The 15,276-nt window shown below is 58.1% G+C and carries 13 protein-coding genes and 1 pseudogene; 4 read left to right on the plus strand and 10 right to left on the minus strand.

Going from position 1 to position 15,276, the window contains the following annotated elements; translation table 11 throughout:
- Window positions 1-6: 6 nt before the first annotated feature.
- A complete protein-coding gene (locus tag AC0V6Q_RS10715) occupies window positions 7-924 on the minus strand; it encodes an SPFH domain-containing protein (RefSeq protein ID WP_486168370.1) in 918 nt (305 codons plus the stop codon).
- Window positions 925-981: 57 nt separating this feature from the next.
- Window positions 982-1,758 (minus strand): polyphosphate kinase 2, encoded by a 777-nt coding sequence (ppk2, locus tag AC0V6Q_RS10720; protein WP_486168371.1) that lies wholly within the window; start codon window positions 1,756-1,758, stop codon window positions 982-984.
- Between the two features lie 55 nt (window positions 1,759-1,813).
- Between ppk2 and phhA the strand changes: the two genes are divergently transcribed.
- Entirely contained in the window at window positions 1,814-2,752 is a 939-nt protein-coding gene (phhA, locus tag AC0V6Q_RS10725; RefSeq protein ID WP_486168372.1) for a phenylalanine 4-monooxygenase, read from the plus strand.
- Window positions 2,753-2,762: 10 nt separating this feature from the next.
- On the opposite strand, the gene AC0V6Q_RS10730 is transcribed toward phhA, so the two are convergent.
- The 4 genes from AC0V6Q_RS10730 to AC0V6Q_RS10745 all read right to left on the minus strand — a co-directional run bounded on the left by AC0V6Q_RS10730 (window position 2,763) and on the right by AC0V6Q_RS10745 (window position 8,001).
- Entirely contained in the window at window positions 2,763-3,014 is a 252-nt protein-coding gene (locus tag AC0V6Q_RS10730) for a hypothetical protein (RefSeq protein ID WP_486168373.1), read from the minus strand.
- A 2-nt stretch (window positions 3,015-3,016) separates the two neighbouring features.
- Window positions 3,017-3,874 carry an undecaprenyl-diphosphate phosphatase gene (locus AC0V6Q_RS10735; protein ID WP_486168374.1) on the minus strand — a complete coding sequence of 286 codons (858 nt, stop codon included), beginning with the start codon at window positions 3,872-3,874 and terminating at the stop codon, window positions 3,017-3,019.
- 66 nt (window positions 3,875-3,940) lie between these two features.
- Window positions 3,941-6,145: a M13 family metallopeptidase gene (locus AC0V6Q_RS10740; RefSeq protein WP_486168375.1), complete on the minus strand. Its 2,205-nt coding sequence runs from the start codon at window positions 6,143-6,145 to the stop codon at window positions 3,941-3,943.
- Between the two features lie 125 nt (window positions 6,146-6,270).
- A complete protein-coding gene (locus AC0V6Q_RS10745; protein ID WP_486169296.1) occupies window positions 6,271-8,001 on the minus strand; it encodes an ABC transporter transmembrane domain-containing protein in 1,731 nt (576 codons plus the stop codon).
- Between the two features lie 343 nt (window positions 8,002-8,344).
- On the opposite strand from AC0V6Q_RS10745, the gene AC0V6Q_RS10750 reads away from it, so the two are divergent.
- Together AC0V6Q_RS10750 and AC0V6Q_RS10755 are read left to right on the plus strand one after the other, a co-directional pair.
- Entirely contained in the window at window positions 8,345-9,580 is a 1,236-nt protein-coding gene (locus tag AC0V6Q_RS10750; protein WP_486169297.1) for a polyhydroxyalkanoate depolymerase, read from the plus strand.
- A gap of 195 nt (window positions 9,581-9,775) precedes the next feature.
- Window positions 9,776-10,207 carry a hypothetical protein gene (locus AC0V6Q_RS10755; protein ID WP_486168376.1) on the plus strand — a complete coding sequence of 144 codons (432 nt, stop codon included), beginning with the start codon at window positions 9,776-9,778 and terminating at the stop codon, window positions 10,205-10,207.
- Between the two features lies 1 nt (window position 10,208).
- Here AC0V6Q_RS10755 and sthA read toward each other — a convergent pair.
- Window positions 10,209-11,684 (minus strand): annotated as a pseudogene (gene sthA / locus AC0V6Q_RS10760) (Si-specific NAD(P)(+) transhydrogenase).
- 45 nt (window positions 11,685-11,729) lie between these two features.
- The gene (locus AC0V6Q_RS10765; RefSeq protein WP_486168377.1) at window positions 11,730-12,335 is read right to left on the minus strand and encodes a DUF4126 domain-containing protein; all 606 of its coding nucleotides are present in this window, start codon (window positions 12,333-12,335) and stop codon (window positions 11,730-11,732) included.
- Between the two features lie 71 nt (window positions 12,336-12,406).
- Between AC0V6Q_RS10765 and AC0V6Q_RS10770 the strand changes: the two genes are divergently transcribed.
- A complete protein-coding gene (locus AC0V6Q_RS10770) occupies window positions 12,407-13,423 on the plus strand; it encodes a DUF1176 domain-containing protein (RefSeq protein ID WP_486168378.1) in 1,017 nt (338 codons plus the stop codon).
- A 70-nt stretch (window positions 13,424-13,493) separates the two neighbouring features.
- On the opposite strand, the gene AC0V6Q_RS10775 is transcribed toward AC0V6Q_RS10770, so the two are convergent.
- On the minus strand, window positions 13,494-14,675 hold the full coding sequence (locus AC0V6Q_RS10775) for an acetyl-CoA C-acyltransferase (protein WP_486168379.1): 1,182 nt from the start codon (window positions 14,673-14,675) through the stop codon (window positions 13,494-13,496).
- A 125-nt stretch (window positions 14,676-14,800) separates the two neighbouring features.
- Entirely contained in the window at window positions 14,801-15,250 is a 450-nt protein-coding gene (locus tag AC0V6Q_RS10780) for a MaoC family dehydratase (RefSeq protein WP_486168380.1), read from the minus strand.
- Window positions 15,251-15,276: the final 26 nt, after the last annotated feature.

Below are 15,276 nucleotides of genomic sequence, written 5' to 3' on the forward strand. Positions count from 1 at the left end.
TGCAGGTTACTGATAAAGTGTGCCCGTGTTGACCACCGGATGCGCCTCGCGGTCACCGCACAGGACCACCATCAGATTGGAGACCATGGCGGCTTTGCGCTCGTCATCAAGGTCGATGATGCCATCTTGTGAAAGCTTGGCCAAAGCATCCTCGACCATTGAAACCGCACCGATCACAACCTTCTTGCGAGCCGCGATCACCGCGTCCGCCTGTTGGCGACGCAGCATAGCGCCAGCAATTTCGGGCGCATAGGCAAGGTGGGTAAGACCCGCTTCATCCACCACGATCCCTGCTACGGCGAGCCTCTCGTTCAGCTCCTCGCGTAGCTCGCTTGCAATTACATCAGCACTACCACGAAGGGTCGTTTCATCCTCATCAGACATATCGTCGTAAGGGTGGCGTGCACCCACAGTGCGAAGCCCAGCCTCGATTTGGATGTTCACAAATTCCTTGTAATCATCAACGTCGAAAACGGCCTGTGCGGTGTCCGAAACGCGCCAGACCACGTTACAGGCAATTTCGATCGGGTTGCCGCGCAGATCGTTGATCTTGACCTTTTCGGAATGGATGTTGTGGGCGCGAACGCTGACCTTTTGCTTGATCATCCATGGCCAAACCCACTGGAGACCTTCCTTGCGAACGGTCCCGCGGTACTCGCCAAACAGGGTGATGACAGCCGCCTGATTGGGCTGGATCATAAAGAAACCGATGAGGCCGAAGAGCACTACAAGCGCGCCCGTGACAAGCGTCCCGACAAAGGCAAGCTTGACCGATTTGGCTGCACCTTCGGGCGGGATAGCGCCAATGATCATAAAGATCACCGCCAAGGTGATGGCGCTGAAGATTGCCAGCATTAGATAGCCATTATAGGCAGAACCGGCCCTCTCTCGGCTGGACGTCATGGCCACAGAGTGATCAGACATAGATAAACTCCTTCGATATAATTATGATATCATCTTTATATCGAAGAAAGAGAATTGTCAATCTATCGGGTAGTCCTTGATCGGATCGATCAGGCCGTAGCTTTCCGCATAGGGTTCATGCCCAAGGTCGGGAAATTCGATCTTCGGCGGCTCAATATGCATATCGGGCATGCGGTCGAGCAGGTCGCGGATGAGCGTCAATCGCCCGCGTTTTTGATCGTTGAAATCGACCAGTGTCCAGGGTGCGTAGTCCGTGTGCGTTGCTTTCAACATTGCCTCGCGCGTATCGGTGTAGGCCTGATACTTCTCCCGCGCTGCGAGATCGACAGGCGAGAGTTTCCAACGCTTCAACGGGTCTTCACCCCGCTCCTTGAGGCGTTCTTCCTGGCGGTCCTGATCAGTGGTGAGCCAATATTTGAACAGCAAAATGCCATCATCGGTCAGCATCTTCTCGAACGTCGGGGCGACCGTCAAAAACGCCTCTGCCTGCTCGTCGGTGCAGTACCCCATCACCCGTTCAACCCCTGCGCGGTTGTACCAGCTGCGGTCGAACAGCACGATTTCACCCGCATGGGGGAGGTGGGTCACATAGCGCTGGAAATACCATTGGGTCTGCTCATCCTCGCTCGGCTTGGATAACGCCACAGTGCGGCATTGGCGCGGGTTCAGCTTGTCGCGCACCGCTCTGATCGCGCCGCCCTTGCCCGCCGTATCGCGCCCCTCAAAGATCACGACAATTCGCGCGCCTGTCGCCCTCGCCCAGCGCGCCATGCCCACCAGTTCTTCGGTCATCGGCTCGAGGAGTTCGCGGTATTCTTTGCCCTTAAGCGCCATGGATTGCCCCTTATTGTGCTTGCCTTAGTGGGCCAGTAGTATCAAATGATACTTTATGGCCACGAAAGCGCATCCTGACACCGATTACACCGCACTTCCAGAGCTGGGAGCAGAGGTGTTCACCGCCCCGCTCGCCAGACCGGCACATGTGGGCGAAGATTGGGTTGAGCCGACGCAAACCGACTATTCGAGTGAAGATCACGCCGTTTGGGACGATCTCTTCGCACGTCAGATGGACGTGCTTCCAGGCCGCGCCGCAAGCGCCTTTCTGGCAGGCCTCGACAAACTTGATCTGTCACGCGGCGGCATCCCCGAGTTTGGCGAATTGTCTGAGGAGCTGGACAAGCTTACCGGGTGGAGCGTCATTCCGGTGCCGATGCTGATCCCTGATCACGTGTTCTTCTGGCACCTTGCCAACCGCCGCTTCCCCGCTGGCAATTTCATCCGCACACGCGAGACGTTCGACTATATTCAAGAGCCCGACGTCTTTCACGATGTGTTCGGCCATGTGCCGATGCTGACCGATCCGGTGTTCGCCGATTACATGCAGGAATATGGCCGCGCGGGTTGGAAGGCGATGCGCTACAATCGTCTCAAATCGCTGGGTGCGCTGTACTGGTACACGGTGGAGTTTGGCCTGATCGAAGAGGCGCAAGGCATCCGCGCTTACGGTGCCGGTATTCTCTCAGGTCCGACGGAGGCGAAGTTTGCGGTCGAGGCCAAGAGCCCCAATCGCATCATGCTCAACGTCGACCGGGTCATGCGCACCGATTACGTAATCAGCGATCTGCAACCGACATATTTTGTGATCGAGAGCTTTGACGATCTCTATCGCCAGACGGTGGAGCGTGATTTTGACCGGCTCTACAAGAACCTTGCGCCCGGCTTCACCTATGCCAATTCGGCTGTGATTGACGTTGATTATGTGGTGAATCGCGGAACACAGGAATATCACCTGCGCGGCGGTAATGGTTCAGGGGCTGATCCGGTTTAGGCCTCGCGGCCTAAGCATTCCTGGTCGCAAAAGCGTAATAGCCAACAATAGCCGGAAGCGTGACGCCGACCGCAGCCGCAAATCCCAAAAGGCTAAGCGAGCCCAGAAATGTGCCGCCATTGGCGATGAGCCCTGCGACAAGGCTTGCAACGATGCCAACACCCATCATGCGCAGCACCGCGCCGGGCATCTCCAGCCGCAAAATGATGGAGCCGACCCAGCCCAAGAATGCGCCAAGATTGAATAGGAGTATGAGTGCCATGGCTAGAAGAAATAGAGCAGGGCGACGCCCATAGCCACCCGATAAAGCACAAAAACCATCATTGATGCGCGCTTGAGGAAGTTCATCAGGAAATACATCGTCGCAAAGGCCGCCACAAAGGTCAGCGTGCCTGCGATAAGCGCATCGAGCGCGAGTTCCATCCCTGCATCGAAAATCTCTGGCACGATCAACACGCCTGCGCCCGCAACCGCCGGGATCGACAGCAGGAACGAGAAGCGGGCGGCTTCTACCCGCTTGTACCCGAGGAAGCGCGCCGCCGTCATCGTCACACCAGAGCGTGACGTGCCGGGAATAATCGCTAGAGCCTGAGCAATCCCCACGATAAGCCCATCGCGCCAGCTCATATCTTCAAACTCTTTGACCTCCTGACCAATCTTGTCGGCAAGGCCCAACAGGACGCCATAGAAGATCAGGTTAAATGCAATAAGATCGGTAAAACGGATCGAGGCCATCAGATCGTCATCCACGATCTCGACCCCGAACACACCGCTCGCGATGCCGTTAAACAGACCCATCTTGATCGAAAGGCCGAAGAGGACGGCAGGAATAGTGCCCAGCACAATCCACCAGAACAGCCGTCGCTCGTGCGGGGCATTGGGCGCCTTTGCACCCACACCAATGCTGGCAAAACCGCCGCGCGCCAGCACCAGCACATCTTTGAAGAAATAGACAATAATCGCGAGCAACGAGCCCACATGCACCGCCACATCAATCAGTGGGCCCTGGTCGGGATAGCCAGTGAAAAACTGGATCAGGATGAGGTGACCTGACGAGGAAATCGGCAGGAACTCGGTGATCCCTTGCACCACGGCAATAATGAGAAGCTGTAAAAACGTCATGGCCCGCACTCCATGAATGAAGCGCGGGCCATGTCAATTTTTTCAGGTGCTGAAGCGGGCGTTTTTCTACCAGATCTTCACGCGCTTCTCTGGTGGAAGATAGAGCTCGTGCTCTTCGGTCACGTTAAACGCCTCGTACCATGCGTCGTTGTGACGCACCGCGTTGTTCAAACGGAATTCGCCGGGAGGGTGGTTCGCCGTCATGACCCGGTTGCGCAAGCTCTCCTCGCGTTCCATCCCGCGCCAGATTTGGGCAAAGCCAAGGAAGAAGCGCTGATCGCCCGTCAGGCCATCAATGATCGGAGCCTCTTCGCCGTTCAGCGACATTTTGTATGCGCGATACGCCATCTGGAGGCCGACCACATCGCCCAACGTCTCGCCCATTGATTGGCCGGGGCGAAGGCACTCGGGGCCGTTCGAGCCTTCAACCGGGCAATAGGCCGAGATGAACTCGCCCATCTGCTCGGTGAATCCGACAAACCCTTCGCGGTCTTCGGGCTGCCACCAATTGCGCAATGTGCCCGAGGCGTCGAATTGCGAGCCTTGGTCATCATAGCCGTGGCCGATCTCGTGGCCGATAACAGCGCCAATACCGCCATAATTGACCGCAGGGTCAGCATCAGCGTTGAAGAACGGCGGCTGAAGAATGGCCGCCGGGAAGACGATACGGTTCGTCAGCGGTGAATAATAAGCGTTCACCGTCTGCGGGGTCATGCCCCACTCGGTCGGATCGACTTTCTTGTCGAGACGCGAACGCATTTCCGCGTCCCACCAACTGGCAACCGACATCGCATTGGCGACAGGGTTGTCGGCAGTGATCGTCATTCCGTCATAGGTTTTGAACTCATCCGGGTATCCGATCATCGGGACAAAGCCGTTGAGCTTTGCGCGCGCCTCTTCGATGGTTGGCTCGGTCATCCACTCATTGCGGTCGAGCGCTTCGTTCATCGATTTGGTGAGGTTGGCGACGAGATTGTCCATCCGCGCCTTGCTTTCAGGCGGGAAGTATTTCTCGACGTAGAGCGCGCCCAGTTGTTCGCCAATCGCGCCCTCAACCGCGCCGATTGCACGTTTCCAGCGTTCTTGCTGCTCTTCGCGCCCGCTGATCGTGCGGCCGTAAAAGTCGAAATTTGCCTCATCGAGCTCGCTGGAGATAACCGGCGCAAGATTGCCGAGCATACTCTTCGCCATATAGGCCTTGATCGTTGCAAGCGGGGTTTCTGTGAGCAACTGCATCATGGCGGGAAGACCGCCGCCGATCATATCGAGCTGTGCCTCGGTTATACCCATGGTCTCGACCTCTTCCTCGGTCGGAGGAAGCTGACGCGCGAGGAAGCGTGTCTGCCCGGCAAGCTGGGAGGCTTCAAGCACGCCTTGAATCGGGAAGTCCCCAGCCATTTCGGTCAGCTCTTCGGGGGTGAGCACATTATAGGTCAGCTGCGGCATACGCAGGACGGGGCGCGCCCATTCAAGCGCTGCAACTTTGGCCTCGAACGCATAGACAGCGTCGGCCGCGCCTTTGGGGTCCTGATAACCTGCCGCGCCAAACACGATTGCGAGGAAGGCCTTGTACTTTTCGCGAATCTCGAGATTGCTCTCAGAATCGACAAGGTAATAGTCGCGGTCTGGCAGACCCATGCCATCAAAGCCGATGCCAACCGCGTAGTCGGTCGGATTACGGGCATCGATGGTGACATTGGCGCTCACCAGCGAGGGAAAGCCCGGCTGTGCCGAGACGCGCATCAAAGCATCAAGGTCGGCTGCACCAAAAATCTGGCCAAGGTAGGGTTGAACCGGCGCCAGACCGGCTGCGTCGATGGCCTCGACATTCATGTAGGACGCATAGGCATCAACGATCCGGCGCGCCTGTGTGCCAGGAGCGGGGTCTGAAGCGACAAGCTCTTCAACCAGCGCCTTTACGTCTTGCGTGGCGCCTTCGCGAAGCATATCGAACGCGCCATAGCGCTGGCGGTCCGCCGGGATTTCGTTGGCGGCAATCCACTTTCCGTTGACGTAGGCGTTGAAGTCATCGCCCGGGTGGATCCCGGAATCGATCGTGTCAAGCCCGACACCCCAAGTGCCGAAATCCATGGTTGGCGCGGTCACTTCGCTGCCGGTTTCGGTCGCGGTCTCAAGGTGGTCAGCGATGCCATGCGGTTCGCCAGAGGGGCTGTGATTGGAATGGTCGTGATGTGCGTCCTGCGCATATGCGCCGGTGGCAAGCGCAAATGCAGCGGTGCCTGCAAGCAGGAGTTTGGTTGTACGGATCATGCGATAAGTCCCCGATTGGATGGTTTGAGACGTTGCTCTGTGAATATATCTAACGCAACCGCCGAAGCAGAGTTGTTATTGGTCGCGGGCAAGGCGCGGTTCGTCGAAACAATGCCCGGAAAGGATCAGGCCGCCTCGTTGGCCGCAAATTGCAACTTGGCAAGGCGCGAGTAGAGCCCACCAGCAGCGGAAAGCTCGGTATGCGTGCCTTGCTCAGCTATTCTGCCTTGGTCGAGCACTATGATGCGGTCCGCTGCGCGCACTGTCGCCAGGCGGTGAGCGATCACAAGCGTGGTGCGGTCTTTCATCAGCTCATCTAGCGCAGACTGGACCAATTGCTCGGACTGCGCGTCCAATGCGCTGGTCGCTTCGTCAAGCAGCAGAATTGGCGCATCACGAAGCAGAGCGCGGGCAATGGCCACCCTCTGGCGCTGACCGCCGGACAGCTGTGTGCCCCCTTCGCCAAGATAGGTGTCGAGCCCTTGTGGCAGCGCCCGCAGGAACTCCTCGGCATTGGCAGCGCGAGCGGCGTCCCAAATGTCCTCATCGCTCGCCGACCAATTGCCATAACGAAGATTGTCGCGTGCATTGGCGCTGAACAACACGCCCTCTTGCGGCACGAATGCAAGGCGTTCACGAATATCGGCAGGGTCGGCCTTCGTCAGCGGCACGCCGTCCAGACGGATAGTCCCGCCTTGAGGGTCATAAAACCGTTCGACCAGCTGGAAGATGGTCGATTTGCCTGCGCCAGAGGGGCCGACAATCGCAATCGTTTCGCCCGGTTCAATCTCGAGATTGAAGTCACCGAGCGCCGTATCTTCAGGCCGCGCTGGATAACGGAATGTCACGTTCCGGAATGAAAGGCTCCCCCGCGCAGGGCTTGGCAATTGCTCCGGGCGCGCGGGCGGCGCAATCACAGGTGCGGTGTCCAAAAGCTCCGCCAAACGGCTGGCCGCCCCTGCTCCGCGCAAGAGGTCGCCATACACTTCGGTGAGGGCGCCAAATGCGCCGGCAACGATCATCGCGCCCACAAGAAACGCGAGCAGTGTGCCCGAGGTCATATCGCCAACCGAAACCGCCTCTGCACCGCGCCACAAAAGGAACACAATCGAGCCGAACAGGGCGAAGATCACAGCCGATGTCATGACCGCGCGCAAAATGATCCGCTTGCGCGCCGTGTTGAACGTGCGCTCCACCGCATCGCCGAACCGGTCGGATTCGCGTGACTCCTGGCCAAAGCTCTGGACGATCTTCATCGCCGAAAGCACTTCGGTCACCATCGCGCCGACATCGGCCACGCGGTCCTGGCTGTCACGCGAAATGCTCCGGATGCGCCGCCCGAAAACGACGATAGGCAGTACCATTATCGGGATGCCCACCACCAACCAGACGGTAAAGCCGGGGAGGAGGTAAAAGAGGTAAATCGTGCCGCCGATGCCCAAAAACACATTGCGCAAGGCAACGGAGACCGTTGTGCCGACAACCGTTTCAATAATCGCGGTGTCGGACGTCATCCGGCTTGAAATCTCTTTGGGTGAGTTTTCTTCGTAAAAGGCAGGCGACAAACGCAAGAGATTGCGGTGCACCTTGCGACGGATGTCGGCGACTACGCGCTCTCCGATCCAGCTGACGAAATAGAACCGGGCCGCTGTGCCCAAAGCGATGACCACCACGATCATGCCAAGGTAACGGAACCAGCGTGCGATTTCGACCTCGCCTTGCCCTGCGCCAAACCCGCGGTCGACAATAAGCTGTATCGCCGCCGGAATTGCGAGAGTGCCCGCTGCGGTCACAGACAGAGCGATCAGCGCAAAGATCACCTCACGGGGATATTTTGCGGCCTCACGATAAACCATTTTCAGAGGCGCAAGCGAACGCGACTTGGGTGCGTCGAGGGGTGCGTCCAGGGGCGCGTCTAAGGGCGCCGCTTGAAGGGCGTCTTTTTCGCCCTCAAGGTGCTCATTTACTTCGCCGTCACTGATTGGATCGGATGTTGTGTGCCCACTCATATTCCCTTCCACGTAGGCGCGATGATCACAAATTTCACCTGTAAATGCGCGAAAAGTTGGGGCTTGGGCAAAGAAGTCGGTTATTGTGCATTGCACAATTTTCTGCCATTGCCCATCTAGGGGATCATAATAACGCCGCGTGATGGGTCAAAAATCAATGTCGCGCGCCCAGAAAACAGACGGGGCAGACATGCTTTACAAAGCCTATGAACTCCAGCGCAGCTGGCTCAATTCCGTGAGCACGGTTGCTTCATTAAGCTCGGAAATGCTGACGCATCCGGCAAACCCATGGTCCAGACTGGGCTTGGGCACAATGACGGCCAATGCGCTTGACGTGTTTGCTCACGCAACAGCCCCGTATAGCAAACCGGCCTTTGGTATCACCGAGGTTGACGTCGACGGGAAGATCTTCCCCGTCATTGAGGCGACGGTTATGAACCGTCCTTTTGGCGACCTGAAACGCTTCCGTCTTGATGGGGTCGACGATAATCGTCCCAAAATGCTGATCGTAGCCCCGATGAGCGGGCACTTTGCGACACTCCTTCGCGGGACGGTTGAGCGGATGCTGCAAAGCCACGAGGTTTACATCACCGATTGGGCAGATGCGAAGACGGTGCCGGTGCACGAGGGGTCTTTCGACCTTGACGATTACATCGACTATCTCATCGAGTTTCTCGAATATATCGAGCAGGTAACCCCTGGTCAGCGCCCGCATATGCTCGCCGTGTGCCAGCCATCCGTGCCTGCCTTTGCGGCGACCGCGCTGATGAACCAGCACAAATCGCCCGCGACCCCTGCAACGCTCACCATGATGGGCGGGCCGATTGATACGCGCGAAAGCCCCACCACCGTTAACGACCACGCGATGAACCGTCCGATTGAATGGTTCCGCAATTCCGTGATCGCCACCGTGCCGATGCAATATCGCGGTGCGGGGCGTAAAGTCTATCCCGGTTTCATGCAGTTGTCGGCCTTTATGAGCATGAACCTGCAAAGCCACATGATGAGCCACTTCGAGATGTTCAAACACCTCACGACAGGCGATGATGCATCGGCCCAGGCGACCAAGGATTTCTACGACGAATACCGTGCCGTGTGCGATATGACCGCAGAGTTTTACCTCCAGACGGTCGAGGAAGTGTTCCAGAAGCACTCCATCCCTAATGGTACATTCGAGCATAAGGGCGAGGTCGTAGACATCACCCAGATCACTGACACAGCGCTTCTTGCCATCGAAGGTGAGCGCGACGACATCTCTGGCCTCGGCCAAACCAAGGCCGCTTTGAAGCTCGCCAAGGGATTAGCCGATGACAAAAAGCGCTATTACATGGCGGACGGCGCTGGCCACTACGGCATTTTCAACGGGAGCCGCTGGCGCACCAAGGTCGCACCTGTGGTCGAGGAATTTGTCGCCAACCACTCATAAGGTTCCATTGGTGAAAGTATTGGCCTGATCGAGGATGCCCGCGAAGCCGCCGATGTAATCGCCCGGATCGACACACCGGCGCGCAAGTTATTGGGTTAACGCCATTTACCTCGCCTTAGGGATAAGCCCCAAGGCTCGGGTAAACCCTTCTTGCTATCCCCGTTACTGAACCGAGTTTGAGCCATGGGGGCAATGATGATCCAGATTTCAAAAGCAATTTGTGTGGCGGCGGCTTTTTGCATGGGCAGCGCGGCTACGGCTGAGAACTCCGGCTGGCGGATTTCCGAAGCCGATGGTCAGGTCTCCGTCATTCGCGGCGACAAGTCGCTTTACGGTGCCGAGGGCACACAATTGCAAGTCGGCGATCTTGTCAAAACCAGCGGCGCGGCCAATGCGGTCCTTGTGCGCGGCGATGACTTTGTCGTGGTTGAGGGCGGCAAGACCGTGCGGATCAAGCCTGCTCAAGAGCAAGGCATGGTCACCCAAATGGTCGAGTATGTGACCGGGCTGTTTGGTCCATCAGAAGATCACTCGAAGCTCGACCGTCCGATGCAAGCCGCTGTGGTCAAAGGCCTTGATGGCAATATGGCGACAAGCACCAGCGAAGACGACGGCTCGGGCGAGTAAGCTAGGCCGCCTTCTTTTTGCGCCGCGACCGCTTGGCTTTGGGCTTTGGCTCAACCTGTGTGTCCGCCGCGGCGGGCGGCACCTGCAAACGGTTCCATAGATCAAGCGCAGCCACTTTGTAACCTTCGGCCAAGGTGGGGTAATTGAAGCTGTTCTCGACGAAATAGTCGATAGTCCCGCCAAGATTCAAAACCGCCTGCCCGATATGGACGAGCTCGGACGCGCCCTCGCCAACGACATGCACTCCGATGAGCTTGCGCGTTTCACGGTGACAGATGAGCTTCAAGATACCCGCCTCAAGCCCCATGATATGCCCGCGCGATGTTTCTTTAAACCGCGCGATGCCGCATTCGTAAGGGACGCCCGCCTCTCGCGCATCATCCTCGCTCATGCCGACAGAGGACAGTTCAGGCACTGCGTAGACGCCATAGGGCGGCTTTTGATCATCGGCGGAGATAGGCTCACCAAAGGCATGGCAGGCCACCGCTCGCCCCTGCTCCATCGAGGTGGAGGCAAGACTCGGGAAGCCGATCACATCGCCAGCGGCGTAGATGTTGGGAACATTTGTCTGGAACGTGGTGCGATCCACGTCCAACCGGCCACGACGGTCCGTCTCTATGCCGCAGGCGTCCAGATTGAGGCTGGCGGCAGAACCTTCGCGGCCTGCCGCAAACAGCACCATTTTCGAACCGATCAAACGCCCGTCGGCCAGTTGGCAAATTGGGTCGCCGTTCTCGCTGAACTGGATGTAGGACAGCGAACATCCAAGTCGCAGGACCATACCGCGCTCGCGCATGGATTGAACAAGATGATCGACGATTTCCCGGTCCATAAACGGCAGCAATTGTTCATTGGGTTCGATCAGCGTCACCGGAATGTCGAGCGCGCTGAAGATCGTCGCATATTCAAGGCCAATGACGCCGCCACCAACAACGGTAAGGCTGCTTGGCATTTGCGGTTGGAGGATAAAGCTGTCGCTGTCGAAGACGTTGGTTTTGTTAAATGGGATATGACCCGGGCGATAAGGCCTTGTGCCCACGGAGATGAGGATTTTATCGCCCTCGATCACTTCTTCGATTTGCGAGCCGCCAAGGTCGCGCAGAACCGCGATGGTGTTGGGCCCTTTGAAATATCCACGCCCGGCGATTGTCTGCACCCCGTTGCGCGCAAATTGATGCTCCAGAACCGCAACTTCATAATCGAATGTCTTGCCGATCCTTTGGTCGAGATCGCCCGAGCAGATGGTGGCACGGGTGCGATAGCCTTGACCTTAGAATGCACGCTCGCGCCAGCCTGAGAGGTTCAATGCCGTCTCGCGCAGGGTTTTGGAGGGGATCGTGCCTGTGTGCACAGACACACCACCCACTTTGGCGCGGTCATCGACCACCACCACCGATTTGCCAAGCTTGGCAGCCTGGATGGCTGCACGTCGGCCCGCCGGTCCTGCCCCCAGAACGATGAAGTCGTAATGCGCCATAAATTCTCCCGTCTCTGGACCAGAACGGCCTTTGGGAGAGGAGCCTTAACCCGAGGGTTTGCCCTTAGGAGCGCGAAAGAACAGGCGTTTGATAATTCGCTGTGTCATCCACAAAAGGCCCACGACCAGCAGCAAAAGGAAGGCAGCAATGCCTGCTGCGGCAAATGGATACTCGTAAGCGAGCCACAGGAGGCCAACGGTGGCGACATCTTCGGTTGCCGAAACGGCGACATTGCTCACCGGCTCGGGCGAGGTATTGACCACGGCGCGCGCGCTGGCTTTGCCGCCATGCGCCAAAAAGCTCGCACCGCCGCCGAGCAGGAAGGCGATCACTTGGGTGGCTGGATCTGAAGGGTCGACAATCGCCAGCGCGAGAAGCGCCCCGCCAACAGGCCTCACCAGAGTGTGAATGGTGTCCCAAACGCTGTCGAGCCACATGACTTTATCTGCGAAAAATTCAGCCAATGCGCCAATCGCGGCGATCCCCATCACCCAAGGATTTTCGAGCACACCAAGGCTGGCCAGGTGCTCTGGCACTGGCAACGCGTCCAACCGCATCGCAAGCCCGGTTGCAAAGATGCACAGATAGAGCCGCCAACCCGAGAGAAGGCTGACGCTCCCAGCAATGCCGATGATTTCGATGATCCCCATAAGTGACAGTTTGCTTCAGGTGGAGCGACTATGCAATGTCTGTTCATCCAACACGCATTAGAGACCGCCCTATGAGTATTTTTGCAAGTCTGGGTACAGCCTTGGCGCTGGTGGCAAGCATACCGCAACCAGAGACGTTCCGCGATTGGACTGTGTCGTGCGACAATATGCGGTATTGCGCGGCACAGGCGGCACTTGGCGATAGCCACGCGGGCTCCTCCATGGTGGTGATCGTTTCGAGGGACGGGACGGCTGACAGTGAGCCGGCGGTCTTGCTTTTCGCCGCCTTTGAGGGGGCTGTTGGCCCGGCCCGGATCACCTTCGATGGTCGAATGGGCCCGTTTGGCATCACCGAAAGCGGCAATTTGAAAGGTGACCCAAGACTGTTCCTGAGAGCGATGGCGAAAGCGCGCCGGGCAGAACTTGTGGACGAAGATGGAAGGGTGATCGGCACCCTCCCGGTCAACGGCGCAGCAGCCTCGCTGCGCTGGATTGATGACCAGCAAAAGCGTGTGGGCACCGTATCAGCATTGGTCGCGCACGGTCCAAGGCCGGGTAGCGCAGTGCCCGCTTTGCCACCACTGCCCGAGATCAAGACGCCTGCGCGCAACGCAGCAGCACCCGCGAAACTTGAAAGCGAACAGATCGAGAGGATCAAGGAGCAAGCGGATTGCTTCGCGACGTCTGAAACGCACGAATTTTTTCGGCTCGATGAAACGCACAGCTTGGGACTGATCGCTTGCGGAATGGGCGCTTATCAAGGCTTTTCCGTCGCAGTGCTTATTGATGAAGATGGCGCTTGGTCGAGGGCGCCTCTCGAACAGGCGGGGCCCTTGTGGGACGGTGCCACCGCGTGGGACGCGTCATCTGTCACAACAGCCCATTTTGCGCCAGACACGCTGTTGCTGCGCAGCTTTTCCAAGGGGCGCGGGCTGACCGATTGCGGGATGAGCGCGTCGTGGGCTTGGGATGGAGCGGTTTTCAGGCTCGCCTCGTATGCGTCTCTTGACCAATGCCGCGGCGGCCCACCCGGAGAGTGGCTTCCGCAATGGCAGACCCAAAACGATCCGCGCATCACACCTCAGTAAAGCGGAGCAAAGAAAAGGCGGCACAGGATTGCTCCTGCACCGCCCGTCTTGAGCATGTTTTTGAGGCTTCTTAGAAGATCTCGAACAGACCCGCTGCGCCCATGCCGCCGCCGACGCACATGGTGACGACTGCGTATTTCGCGCCGCGGCGCTTGCCTTCGATGAGAGCGTGGCCGGTGCAACGAGCGCCCGTCATGCCGTAAGGGTGACCGATCGAAATCGAGCCGCCGTTGACGTTGAGGATGTCGTTGTCGATGCCAAGCTTGTCGCGGCAGTAAAGCACCTGCACTGCAAACGCTTCGTTCAATTCCCACAGACCGATATCATCCATGGTAAGGCCGTTGGCTTTCAGAAGCTTTGGAATGGCGAAGACAGGACCGATGCCCATTTCATCAGGCTCGGTGCCGGCCACCGCCATACCGACATAACGGCCAAGCGGCTCGAGGCCCTTTTGCTCAGCAACCTTGGCTTCCATCAGAACGCTGGCCGAAGAACCATCGGAAAGCTGTGATGCGTTACCTGCCGTGATGGTCATGTTCGGGCCCATCACCGGCTGGAGGCCTTGGAGACCTTCGAGCGTGGTCGACGGACGGTTGCCTTCATCCTTGGTGATGGTGACCTCTTGTTGGCTGACTTCGCCAGTTGCCTTGTCTTTCACCATCATGGTGGTGGTAACAGGCACGATTTCAGCATCGAAGTGGCCAGCCTCTTGGCCAGCGGCGGTGCGTTGCTGCGATTGGAGCGCGTATTCATCCATCGCCTCGCGGCTGACGTTGTAGCGCGCAGCGACCGTCTCGGCGGTGCCGAGCATGGGCATGTACACATCCTTGTGCATCGCGATCAGCGACTTGTCAGGAGCGACACGCATCTCGGGGGTTTGCACCATCGAGATCGAATCCTGACCGCCGCCAACAACCACGTCCATGCCGTCGACGATGATTTGCTTAGCGGCTGTTGCGATAGCCATCAGGCCCGATGAACACTGACGATCGATGGTTTGCGCAGCGACAGTTACCGGAGCGCCGCCGCGAAGAGCGACCTGACGACCGATGTTGCCAGCCTGCGTGCCCTGGGTCAGCACTGCGCCCCAGACAACATCGTCGACTTCGCCGCCTTCGATGCCTGCGCGCTCTACGGCTGCTGCATATGAGAATGAGCCAAGCGTTGCGCCCGGGGTTGCGTTAAAGCCGCCTTTGTAAGCGCGCCCAATCGGCGTGCGGGCGGTGGAGACGATGACTGCGTCACGTGACATATTGGGGGTGTCCTTATTCTAGTGCCGCGAATTTCGTCATCCCAGCGAAAGCTGGGATCTCTTGCGGCAAATTGGGGTGTTTGAAGCCCTAGACCCCAGCTTTCGCTGGGGTGACGAGGGTAGAGTTATACGAAAAACTGGGTGATCCACTCACACATGAGCGCAGGCTTTTCTTCGCCCTCGATCTCGATCGTGATCTCTGCGGTTTGCTGCCATTGACCGGGGCGCTTCTCGATCATTTCAGCCAGCTTCCAGTGACCGCGGATACGCTTGCCCACGCGCACAGGTGCGATGAAGCGGGTTTTGTTGCCGCCATAGTTCACGCCCATTTTGACGCCGTCGATCTTTGGCATGTCGCTGTTGGCGGAGAGGTACGGGATCATCGAGAGGGTCATGAAGCCGTGCACGATAGTGCCGCCGAACGGGGTCATCTTGGCTTTTTCTTCGTCGATGTGGATGAACTGGTGATCGCCGGTTGCATCGGCGAACATGTTGACCTTTTCCTGAGTCATCTCGACCCACTCGGATGTGCCGATGTTTTCGCCGACTTTGGCGGCCAGATCTTGTGGTGTCATGTGCTGGGCTCCCTTCCCTTCGTGCG

This window comes from Erythrobacter sp. S227, assembly GCF_057364925.1.

Excerpts from the sequence above, each read along its gene's own strand:
- AC0V6Q_RS10745 (WP_486169296.1), bottom strand. The coding sequence starts at position 8,001 with ATGGTTTATCGTGAGGCCGCAAAATATCCCCGTGAGGTGATCTTTGCG.
- phhA (WP_486168372.1), top strand. The coding sequence starts at position 1,814 with ATGGCCACGAAAGCGCATCCTGACACCGATTACACCGCACTTCCAGAG.
- ppk2 (WP_486168371.1), bottom strand. The coding sequence starts at position 1,758 with ATGGCGCTTAAGGGCAAAGAATACCGCGAACTCCTCGAGCCGATGACC.
- AC0V6Q_RS10730 (WP_486168373.1), bottom strand. The coding sequence starts at position 3,014 with ATGGCACTCATACTCCTATTCAATCTTGGCGCATTCTTGGGCTGGGTC.
- AC0V6Q_RS10765 (WP_486168377.1), bottom strand. The coding sequence starts at position 12,335 with ATGGGGATCATCGAAATCATCGGCATTGCTGGGAGCGTCAGCCTTCTC.
- AC0V6Q_RS10780 (WP_486168380.1), bottom strand. The coding sequence starts at position 15,250 with ATGACACCACAAGATCTGGCCGCCAAAGTCGGCGAAAACATCGGCACA.
- AC0V6Q_RS10755 (WP_486168376.1), top strand. The coding sequence starts at position 9,776 with ATGATCCAGATTTCAAAAGCAATTTGTGTGGCGGCGGCTTTTTGCATG.
- AC0V6Q_RS10735 (WP_486168374.1), bottom strand. The coding sequence starts at position 3,874 with ATGACGTTTTTACAGCTTCTCATTATTGCCGTGGTGCAAGGGATCACC.
- AC0V6Q_RS10740 (WP_486168375.1), bottom strand. The coding sequence starts at position 6,145 with ATGATCCGTACAACCAAACTCCTGCTTGCAGGCACCGCTGCATTTGCG.
- AC0V6Q_RS10770 (WP_486168378.1), top strand. The coding sequence starts at position 12,407 with ATGAGTATTTTTGCAAGTCTGGGTACAGCCTTGGCGCTGGTGGCAAGC.
- AC0V6Q_RS10715 (WP_486168370.1), bottom strand. The coding sequence starts at position 924 with ATGTCTGATCACTCTGTGGCCATGACGTCCAGCCGAGAGAGGGCCGGT.
- AC0V6Q_RS10775 (WP_486168379.1), bottom strand. The coding sequence starts at position 14,675 with ATGTCACGTGACGCAGTCATCGTCTCCACCGCCCGCACGCCGATTGGG.
- AC0V6Q_RS10750 (WP_486169297.1), top strand. The coding sequence starts at position 8,345 with ATGCTTTACAAAGCCTATGAACTCCAGCGCAGCTGGCTCAATTCCGTG.